Here is a 9401-nt window from a genome sequence, read left to right on the forward strand (position 1 = left end):
ATACTCGATACGGTAAGATGGCTCAAGCGTTCTTCATGAACCGCCGTGGTACGAAACCGTCGGTCCGACGCTTCGGTGCCCGGTGGTGTGAGAGGACAGGGGAGGCAACTCCCCTTCCTACTCGATCATTTATTCAGGCCTAAGCCTAAGGTAGCAAGTGCTGGCATGTTGCTTGTAGCCGGGTAAATAGATAAGTTAACGTAAACGTCAATTACAACGACAACAGCCAGTGTGCAGGCACACTAGCGGAGATACGCCATGAATTTTGAGCTTAATGAAGACCAGGTCGCCTTTGCCGATATGGCGCGGGCATTCGCCCAAAACGAGCTGGAGCCCCACGCTGCGGAGTGGGATCAGACCTCGTTTTTCCCTGTCGATGTGATTCGTAAAGCGGGCGAGCTGGGCTTCTGCTCTCTCTATGCCCCGGAAAGCGTGGGCGGGTTAGGGCTTTCGCGCCTGGATGCCAGTATCATTTTCGAGCAGCTCTCCATGGGCTGTACCTCTACCACCGCCTATCTGACCATCCACAATATGGTCACCTGGATGCTGGCGGATTTCGGCACACCGGAAGCCGTAGAGCAGTGGGGCGCAAGGCTGGCCACGGGCGAGCTGCTGGGCTCTTACTGTTTAACCGAGCCAAACTCAGGCTCTGACGCGGCATCGCTAAAAACCACTGCCAAGCGCGATGGCGATCACTATGTGCTGACCGGCAGCAAGATGTTTATTTCCGGCGCTGGTAGCACCGATTTTCTGGTGGTCATGGCGCGCACCGGTGGCGAAGGGGCTAGCGGCGTCTCGGCGTTTGCCGTGGATGCCAAGAGTGACGGCATTAGCTACGGGCGCAAAGAAGAGAAGATGGGCTGGAACAGCCAGCCCACACGCATGATCACCTTTGAAGACGTACGTGTGCCCGCCAACCACCTGCTCGGCAATGAAGGCGACGGTTTCAAAATTGCCATGAAGGGCCTCGACGGTGGCCGGATCAATATTGCCACCTGCTCCATCGGTACCGCCCAGCAGGCGATCAACAAGGCGCGGGAGTATATGCGGGAGCGCAAACAGTTCGGTAAGCACTTGGCCGAGTTTCAGGCGCTGCAGTTCCGTTTGGCCGATATGGTCACCGAGCTGGTCGCCGCGCGCCAGTTAGTGCGTATGGCGGCCACCAAGTTAGATGCAGGGCACGCCGATGCCCCTACCTACTGTGCCATGGCCAAGCGCTTTGCTACCGATGTAGGTTTTAAAGTGTGCGATGAAGCGCTGCAGCTTTACGGCGGCAACGGCTATATCAAGGAGTACCCCATGGAGCGCTACGTTCGCGATACCCGGGTACACCGCATTCTGGAAGGCACCAACGAAATCATGCGCCTGATTATCTCCCGCCGGGTGCTGGCAGACGGCGCCACCGAGCTGTAAGAGGATAAGGAAAGCCAATGAGCAGCGTACTATTTACCGAACACCCCACCGATGATGGCCATGTCATCGGCGAGATTAAACTCAATGCCGAGCGCTCCCTGAATGCGTTAACGCTTGAAATGTGTGAAGAGATGTTGCCCCGCCTGCGTGGCTGGGCAGCCGACGATCGGGTAGTGGCGATCCTGTTGGATAGCGCTGGCGAGAAAGCGTTCTGTGCCGGTGGCGATGTCGTCAATCTGTATAAAACCATTACCGGTGAGGGCGACCCCAGCTTCCCCGAGCGTTTTTTTGAAACCGAGTATTGGCTCGATTATCTGCTGCATACCTATCCGAAGCCGGTGATCTGCTGGGGCAATGGCATTGTCATGGGCGGCGGCATGGGTCTGTTAAGTGCCAGCAGCCACCGCGTAGTCACCGAGACCTCGCGCCTGGCCATGCCGGAAGTCACCATCGGCCTTTACCCCGACGTGGGCGCCAGCTGGTTTTTGAACCGGCTTCCCAACGGGGCGGGGCGTTTTCTAGCCATGACCGGCTGTCAGATCAACGCGCCAGATGCCTTGCAGCTTGGCTTGGCCGACCGCTGTATCGCCAGCGACCAGCGCGACAGCCTGATGCAACAGCTAACCGAGGCAGCCTGGGGGAAAGGCGAGCAGACCGATGCCCACGGTGTCGTCAATCGCGTGATGCGTGAGTTGGAACAGACGTCTCAGCCCGCCTTTGCCAACTTGGAAACACCGATACATAAGCACGCTGCGCTGATTCGCGAGTTGATGGATCACGATAGCGTTGAGCAGATTGTAGCGGCCATTGCCGCGGTGGAAAGCGACGATAAATGGTTTAGCAAAGCGCAGAAAACCCTGGCCCAAGGCAGTCCGGTGTCTGTTAAATTGATCGATGAGCAGCTAAAACGTGCCAAGCATATGTCGCTAGCGGAAGTGTTCCAATCCGAGATGGTGCTTTCGGTACAGTGCTGCCGCCACCGTGAATTCCCAGAGGGTGTGCGTGCACTGCTGGTCGACAAAGATGGTCAACCGGCGTGGACGTATCCTGATGTGGCCTCGGTAGAGGATAGCTTTATCAACGAACTGCTAACTTGCCCCTGGTCGCAAAATCCGCTAGCGGATCTACGCTAATACTATATTTCCATAATTGGGTTTCATGACTGGGTTCTCACAACTGGGTTTTCATGACTGGGTTCTTACAACTTAGCTCTTATAACTTAGCTCTCACGACTTGCTGATAAGGATAATAAAATGAATACCATCGCATTTATCGGTCTGGGCAATATGGGTGGCCCCATGGCTGCCAATCTAGTAAAAGCAGGCTTTGAGGTTCGCGCCTTTGATCTTTCTCAAGCGGCGCAAGACACCGCCAAAGCCAATGGCTGTGAAGTGGCTTTTTCGGCTCAGGAAGCGGCCACCGATGCTGATTTTATAATTTCAATGCTGCCCGCAGGCAAGCATGTGCGCGGGCTATACATTGAAGACGATGCGCCCCTATTTGATGTGATCAAACGGGGTGCTCTGGTGATCGACTGTTCTACCATTGACGGAGATACCGCCCGTAGCGTTGCCGCTGAGGGTGAGAAACTTGGTATAGGCTTTGTGGATGCACCGGTTTCCGGTGGGGTAGGCGGCGCTCAAGCGGCCACACTGACCTTTATTGTGGGTGGCAGCGTGGCCGAGTTCAGGCAGGCTAAGCCTGTGCTGGAAACCATGGGTAAAAATATCTTCCACGCCGGCGACCATGGTGCGGGGCAAGTGGCTAAAGCATGCAACAACATGCTGCTGTCTATCTTGATGGCGGGCACCTGCGAAGCGATCAATATGGGCGTCAAAAATGGCCTCGACCCCGCGGTGCTGTCTGAAATTATGAAACAGAGCTCCGGCGGTAACTGGGCGCTCAATGTTTACAACCCCTACCCAGGGGTAATGGAAAATGCACCGGCCTCCAAAAACTACCAAGGCGGTTTTCAGGTAGATTTAATGATCAAAGACTTAGGCCTTGCCATGGATATCAGCCAGCAAAGCGCCTCCGCAGTCCCCATGGGCTCCGCCGCCCGCTCACTGTTCACCCTGCATAAAGCCAAAGGCAACGGCAAGCTCGACTTCTCTAGCCTGATGAAGTTTTATCAGGGTGAGGAGTGATGGGGAGAACCGTGAGGAGTGAATCGTGAGGAGTGAATCGTAAGCGGTGAGGAGCGGGGTTTTGTAGCGCGTGGTAACGAGTAGCGAGCGCAGCGAGAAACGAGGCACCCGCGAGAGGGCGGCGAAGCCGCCCCAGCTCTGCCACAAAAGCCCCAACTTGCCTCCCAGCCCCGTGCGAGGCAAACTCAGGCTTCTCTCTACTCGCAAACACAAGGACTGCCATGATCACGCTTTGGGGCCGCAACAACTCCACTAACGTCAAAAAAGTGCTGTGGGTGCTAGAAGAACTGGAACTGCCCTTTGAGCAGATTCAGGCCGGGCTTGAGCACGGGGTAAATAACACCCCGGAGTACCTGGCCATGAACCCCAATGGCCTGGTGCCGGTACTCAAAGACGATGCCACCAACAGCGTGCTGTGGGAATCCAACACGATCATTCGCTACCTGGCAGCGCAGTACGGCCAAAACAAGCTATGGATCGAAGCCCCTGCCGAACGGGCGCAGGCAGAAAAGTGGATGGACTGGTCGAATAGCACACTGTCTCCCACACACCGCACTATCCTGATGGGCTATGTCAGAACCCCACCCGAAAAACGCGATCACGCCGCTCTTGAAGCGGGTATGCAGGCCTGCGAAGAGCTGTTTGAGATGCTGGATAACGTGCTGGCCAAGCAGGCGTATTTTTCAGGCAATCAATTTGGCCTGGGCGATATCGCTGTGGCGCCATTTATCTATAACTTATGGCATATCGGCTTAACCTGGCAGCCGCGCAGCCACCTAGAGCGCTGGTATCAACAAATTGCTGAACGCCCCGCCTACCAAAAAGTGGTGGTGATCCCGGTTACCTGATGTTTGAATCTGAATGAGATAAACGCGCTTGTAACACGCTCTAAATGCTTGGCTAGGAAGCGGTTTTTATGTGGCGCGTGGTAACGAGTAGCGAGCGCAGCGAGAAACGAGGCACCCGCGGGAGGGCAGCGAAGCTGCCCTTGGTGCCACGCACGCAACTCAATTCAATTCAGGCACTACTCATTTTTCCATTTGATCTGAAACTCAATTTCCTCTTCATCATCTGAGCGTTCGTGTTCGATGGTGAATTCGGCGCGAACGGGGACGTAGATGCGCTCGCCTGCAATCTGAATATCGAAACGTTCCCCGTTCTCGATGGCATCAGCCAGTCGCCTTAACTTGGCCACAAAATCGGCCTTCGGATAGCCTTTCTCTACGTCTCTCTCTTCTTTGGATCCCATTTGCCTCTCCTGGGTTAAGTCATTACTGCCAGCACCTTGGTGAATCAGGCTCGCACTTAGTCTAGCAGTTGATCCGCACATATAACGGGTGACCTTTCCTCAATGGTGAAGAGTGCCTAAATAACTCGCTTCCAACTCTGCTAACTCATCATCCAACCCCTGCAACACCTCACACGCCAACCCATGGCGTTGAGCGCTCTCAATCAGAGGCCCCAATATCGCCACACGCTCGGTGGGGCGTTTTGCTTCCACATCCTGCAGCATTGAGGCCTTGTTGTTCGCGGTGTTTTCCACCACCTGCCACACCAACGCCAACCACGCTTGCTCACCACCCATACCCTTATCTTGCCCACCGTTAGGTGGCTGAATACCTTCTACCTGCATAATCGCCGCGACTTCCTTTACCATAGCTTCCACACGCTGCGCATAAGCGTCAGCACAAAGCTCCCCATTACGCACGCCATTCAGCGCCACTAGGGGGTTAACCGCCGCGTTCACCGCCAGCTTTTGCCACAAGCGTTGGCGAATATCATCCACCTTTGTGGCGGCAAGCCCAGCCTGAGTTAACGTTTGCGCAAGTTCATCCGCCAGGGCGCTGTGCCGATTATTTAAATCGCCAACAAAGGTATGCCCGCGCCCGGCGTGCACCACGCCATCATCACCGGTTAAGTACGCGCCTTCCGTTGTTGTTGCGCACAGCACCGGCCCCGGCCACGCCTGAGTAATCCGCGGCTGCGCCAAAAAGCCATTCTGCCAAAGCATCAGCGGGGTAGAAGGGGAAATACTGCCCGTAACGCCAGCCAGCGCCGCCTCAGCCGCCATTGATTTGGTAGTGATATGAACAAAGGCGGGTGGTTCATGCGTTTCAGAGGTGAGTTGGGCAACCGTGAGTATATTGAGAGGCTGCACCTTTTGTTCGCCCCCAGGCGTAGTCAGTATCTGCCGCGCAGGCAGCACACGTCGACCAATGAGCGTAGTGGCCGCTAAAGGTGAAAGCGAATGGGCCAACAGGCGGCCAATGGCCCCAGGGCCGAGTATCCAGTGGGTAGGCATCATCAAGGTCGTACTCAGCAGCGGCGTAGCCGCCCAGCTTACCGTGTTCATTGCCCAGAAATGAAGGCGGTATAAAAGGTTAATTTCCAGTGACGGCAGCAATCGTTATCTGGTAGCTTTGAAGCTAAGGGGATTTGGATAACTTGTACTTAGGGTGGTGGAAGTAGCACAGGTAGTGGCTGCAGGGACACCTTGTTGGAGGACTGGTTTCGACCCTGAGCGGACATTCCTCAGTAGCCACGTTTTTACGGTAACCTCTAGCACACAATGCGCGTTTTTCTGGCAAAGAGTACCGCAAAGGCGAGCTTTTTTTATAAATTTCAATGCATTAAAGGTAAGCAGCTAAGATTCTGGTTGCCAGAAAAACATGCATTCGTACTAATAAACTGTTAGAGGAAGTTCATGACGAATGAATAAATTACATTGGCGGCAGCCGCTGTGGCTGCCGGAGCTAGTCTGTTCTCAGTTCTACTCGGAATTCTGAGTCAGAAAGGTGCCGAGTTTCGCTCAGCCCATAGACAGCTAATGGGCGAATACTTGGAGGATCTAGGCCGTGTAATTCACGAGTCCGTCGCCACAACCCATATCCTTGTCAAAAAGACCAAACATGGCGGGAACGTCCAAGCGTGGCGCGAACGTGCGGACCGCGCTACCCGTGAGGTAGGGGAGATGCGCCGACGTACTAGGTATTCGCTCTGGGGGATTGACGAAGGGCTGAGAGACCTTAGCCGTTTGAGTAGCTGGGTGGCTCACAACTACAGTTATTCCGAGAAGGCAGAGCAAATCCTGGACGCTGCTGAGACACTGCGTTCAACCCTCGACGAAGCGATTCGGTCATCTTACAAAAAGGGTAAGCCGCCCGGCCAATCCAAATGTAGAGATGTGCAACGTGCAGCGCACGATCTTCGGATCGTGTATGAGGAGACAATGCAATCCAAGCTTGAAGAGCAGGATGATGAAGCAGAAAACCTCTAACAAACCGCTTAACGTGACTGGGTCACTCTTCGTTACAATCAGCACGTTAGCGAGGTGTTATGTTTATGAGTTAAATAGAAGTCACATAATCTAGAGAGACGAATAATGGCGTCACACATAGTTTTTGACACTAATTACTTGAGGACTCTTGGATCAAAGGACTACCTTGAAGGAAATATTCCTGAAAAGCTACGAGTTCAAATTCAAAGTGCCATTGAAAGAGGCGATGCAGTCGCTATTCCTAGAACGGTTCAATTAGAGTTCAATGCATGGCTTAAAAATTTGGTCGACAAGGATTTTGCTAACGTTAGGCAGGCGTGGGAGCTTCTAAAGGAAAAAGGATTTAACATTTCACCCGAACCAAGTGAAGCTGGCAATGCAATTGATATATATGACACTATTAAGCGGCAATTTGCTGATGTTTATTTGCTAGAGCCAGAAATAGATAATTACCTAGATGCGGAGCGACGAGCATCATTTCGACTCCCTCCTCTTCCAAAAAATATAGATGGAGAGGAGTTTAGGGATAGGATAATTTGGAGTCAGCTGGTCTCGATTTCTCATAAGTCAGATTTGCCAATAGTAATAGTTTCAAATGACAAAATTTTTGAAAATGGCGCCAATACTGAAGAAGGTACTTCCGCTAAGATAATAAATCTAAAAACAGAGGATGATTTAAATCAGTGGTTGGATAGTCGTCCTGAGCCAATCCAAAAATTAATAAACGATATTTTTATATTCAGAGATAAGTTTATAGAAAACAATTTAAGCTTGAGCGATGCGAACATTGATCGAGTAGAAGATTATCGCACAAAGAAGGAATCAAATGGAAGTATCATAAGAAAGTTTGTATTAGTGACGAATGAAGAAAATTCTTTGCCCCCTCGAATCAAGGGGAATCTGATATACCACGCCGATGATCCAGTTATACTTGATTTAAAGCTGGATGATAGAGTGGTGCAGATTTATAGGGAACTCACTCCCCAAGAGGAAATCCAGAGTGAAATGAAGCGTCAAATGGAATCCTCTAAACGTCAATTTTTAGAGGCTGAACTCAAGAACTTGATTGGTGAATGAGATATGGACTTTAGAATTGGATCGGTCAATTTTGATAATGTTAAAATCCCCCTACTTTGGGGAAAAAAAGCTATTTTGTCACATTCAAGTGGCGTTCTTTCGGTAATTGATCTGAGCGGTGAAGTGGCGGACCCACAAATTGTTGCTGACGAACCTTGGGATGAGATTGAGTACACCGAGAAAGAGGATGGGTTTATCGTATACGAAAACGATATTCAGTCGTATTTTTACTCGCCTGCGAGAAAGATATTTAGGGATTTGACTGGAAGGTTACCTGAGTGTGAGCTTGGAAAAGATTTCACAAGAATAGGAACAAATAAAATAAGCGGTGGAATGGTCTCGGGGTTTGGCGTGGGAATTGGCGTGTCTGAAAGCGGTTTCTTCATGGGCGGCCCAGTGCCTGAAGGCCTAGCTAGTTTAAAATTATGAAAACATAAAAAGTCATTGCAGTTCGTTCCGGCCCTCCGGGCCTTCACCGGAAGCGCTAAAGCACGCCGGAGCATAATGGCGCTAAAGCGCTATATCAGTGACGTCTAAAATTCCGCTCATGGCCGGGTGCTGAAATTCAAGCTACTCTGATAGTGGTGCGGTAGTTAGCGACCCTGAGCGGAAGTGCCGGAAAATGCAGCGAGCGGGCTAAATCTGGATATGCAACCTACTGTGAATTAGCAATTATACCTATCAATAATCTAAAGTGAATTTTTTAGGCTGCATTTGTCGGATGAAAGTGTTAGAGCGTTCATCCAATCATACGATAGGGAGTCTAATCCGCTATTAGGATAATTTAATGCATGGGAGGTATTGAAATGTCTGAATTTTCTGAAGTATATAAAATATTCATTGAAAACATTGGAGAGATAGCAGATAAAGGAATCAGTCAACGTGAATCTCGAGGAGAGGAGTTAGGTATATTAAAGGAAAATTTGTATCAACTGATAAGTGAAACGAGCAGCGAATATGCTGAATTGGCCATCGATTTCGCGGTAATGCATCTTAATCCCTCGGTACGTGAGCGCTTATTTAATGAGATGAAATTCTTCAATAGCCTAGATGACGCAGATTCTAGGGATGGTGACAATGTAAAGAGTAGCTTAGAAGAAATACTAGGCAAATGGCTTCCAGACTGGCTAATGGATAATCTTAAAGTGCTAAACGAGTTATTGAGTTTTGGTCGAGGATAAAAATGCCTAACAAGGCATTAAGTCTTTTCCGCGCCGATGGCCCTCCATCGGACACGCTTTTCATAGCGTAGCTTATGCTTGTCTCCGATGATCTAGTTGGTAGTTTGCTAAGAAAAATTGGTTTTAAAACGCGGCCAGCGGTGCGTAATAATATGTATATACGCAAATGCTAAAAGTCCGCTCTTGGCCGAGGCTGTGTGAAAACCTAAAAATCAGTTGCCGATGACAGTGTCCTGTCGTCTTGGCACGACTATCGGCCAGCAATACGTTTTAGAACGTCTTCATTTATTATTCCCGCATCTCTAG

General features: G+C 51.0%; 10 protein-coding genes. 8 read left to right on the top strand and 2 right to left on the bottom strand.

The window, feature by feature from the left end; translation table 11 throughout:
- Nucleotides 1-258 precede the first annotated feature (258 nt).
- From QT231_RS23765 to QT231_RS23780, 4 genes are all read left to right on the top strand, one after another.
- Nucleotides 259-1413: an acyl-CoA dehydrogenase family protein gene (locus tag QT231_RS23765; RefSeq protein ID WP_215095707.1), complete on the top strand. Its 1155-nt coding sequence runs from the start codon at nt 259-261 to the stop codon at nt 1411-1413.
- A gap of 17 nt (nt 1414-1430) precedes the next feature.
- Nucleotides 1431-2546 carry an enoyl-CoA hydratase/isomerase family protein gene (locus tag QT231_RS23770; RefSeq protein ID WP_308339244.1) on the top strand — a complete coding sequence of 372 codons (1116 nt, stop codon included), beginning with the start codon at nt 1431-1433 and terminating at the stop codon, nt 2544-2546.
- Nucleotides 2547-2666: 120 nt separating this feature from the next.
- The gene (gene mmsB / locus QT231_RS23775) at nt 2667-3560 is read left to right on the top strand and encodes a 3-hydroxyisobutyrate dehydrogenase (RefSeq protein ID WP_308339245.1); all 894 of its coding nucleotides are present in this window, start codon (nt 2667-2669) and stop codon (nt 3558-3560) included.
- Nucleotides 3561-3781: 221 nt separating this feature from the next.
- A complete protein-coding gene (locus QT231_RS23780) occupies nt 3782-4408 on the top strand; it encodes a glutathione S-transferase family protein (RefSeq protein ID WP_308339246.1) in 627 nt (208 codons plus the stop codon).
- 176 nt (nt 4409-4584) lie between these two features.
- On the opposite strand, the gene QT231_RS23785 is transcribed toward QT231_RS23780, so the two are convergent.
- Nucleotides 4585-4809, bottom strand: coding sequence for an amphi-Trp domain-containing protein (locus QT231_RS23785; protein ID WP_064233106.1), 225 nt, complete (start codon nt 4807-4809; stop codon nt 4585-4587).
- Nucleotides 4810-4908: 99 nt separating this feature from the next.
- Nucleotides 4909-5862: a 2-dehydropantoate 2-reductase gene (locus QT231_RS23790; RefSeq protein WP_308339251.1), complete on the bottom strand. Its 954-nt coding sequence runs from the start codon at nt 5860-5862 to the stop codon at nt 4909-4911.
- A 669-nt stretch (nt 5863-6531) separates the two neighbouring features.
- Here QT231_RS23790 and QT231_RS23795 point away from each other — a divergent pair.
- The 4 genes from QT231_RS23795 (at nt 6532) to QT231_RS23810 (ending at nt 9095) form a co-directional block, all read left to right on the top strand.
- Nucleotides 6532-6837, top strand: a complete 306-nt coding sequence (locus QT231_RS23795; RefSeq protein ID WP_308339247.1) for a hypothetical protein — start codon at nt 6532-6534, stop codon at nt 6835-6837.
- A gap of 105 nt (nt 6838-6942) precedes the next feature.
- Nucleotides 6943-7914 (top strand): PIN domain-containing protein, encoded by a 972-nt coding sequence (locus QT231_RS23800; RefSeq protein ID WP_308339248.1) that lies wholly within the window; start codon nt 6943-6945, stop codon nt 7912-7914.
- Nucleotides 7915-7917: 3 nt separating this feature from the next.
- Complete coding sequence (locus QT231_RS23805) at nt 7918-8343, top strand: hypothetical protein (protein ID WP_308339249.1); 426 nt, start codon at nt 7918-7920, stop codon at nt 8341-8343.
- 377 nt (nt 8344-8720) lie between these two features.
- Nucleotides 8721-9095, top strand: coding sequence for a hypothetical protein (locus tag QT231_RS23810; protein WP_308339250.1), 375 nt, complete (start codon nt 8721-8723; stop codon nt 9093-9095).
- The last annotated feature ends 306 nt before the right edge of the window (nt 9096-9401 follow it).

The sequence above is a fragment of the Halomonas sp. SpR1 genome, assembly GCF_031010175.1.
GTDB lineage: Bacteria > Pseudomonadota > Gammaproteobacteria > Pseudomonadales > Halomonadaceae > Vreelandella.

Bases quoted from the DNA above. Each gene is read 5' to 3' on its own strand.
- QT231_RS23780 (WP_308339246.1), top strand. From the start codon at position 3,782: ATGATCACGCTTTGGGGCCGCAACAACTCCACTAACGTCAAAAAAGTG.
- QT231_RS23810 (WP_308339250.1), top strand. From the start codon at position 8,721: ATGTCTGAATTTTCTGAAGTATATAAAATATTCATTGAAAACATTGGA.
- QT231_RS23785 (WP_064233106.1), bottom strand. From the start codon at position 4,809: ATGGGATCCAAAGAAGAGAGAGACGTAGAGAAAGGCTATCCGAAGGCC.
- mmsB (WP_308339245.1), top strand. From the start codon at position 2,667: ATGAATACCATCGCATTTATCGGTCTGGGCAATATGGGTGGCCCCATG.
- QT231_RS23805 (WP_308339249.1), top strand. From the start codon at position 7,918: ATGGACTTTAGAATTGGATCGGTCAATTTTGATAATGTTAAAATCCCC.
- QT231_RS23800 (WP_308339248.1), top strand. From the start codon at position 6,943: ATGGCGTCACACATAGTTTTTGACACTAATTACTTGAGGACTCTTGGA.
- QT231_RS23795 (WP_308339247.1), top strand. From the start codon at position 6,532: ATGCGCCGACGTACTAGGTATTCGCTCTGGGGGATTGACGAAGGGCTG.
- QT231_RS23790 (WP_308339251.1), bottom strand. From the start codon at position 5,862: ATGCCTACCCACTGGATACTCGGCCCTGGGGCCATTGGCCGCCTGTTG.
- QT231_RS23770 (WP_308339244.1), top strand. From the start codon at position 1,431: ATGAGCAGCGTACTATTTACCGAACACCCCACCGATGATGGCCATGTC.
- QT231_RS23765 (WP_215095707.1), top strand. From the start codon at position 259: ATGAATTTTGAGCTTAATGAAGACCAGGTCGCCTTTGCCGATATGGCG.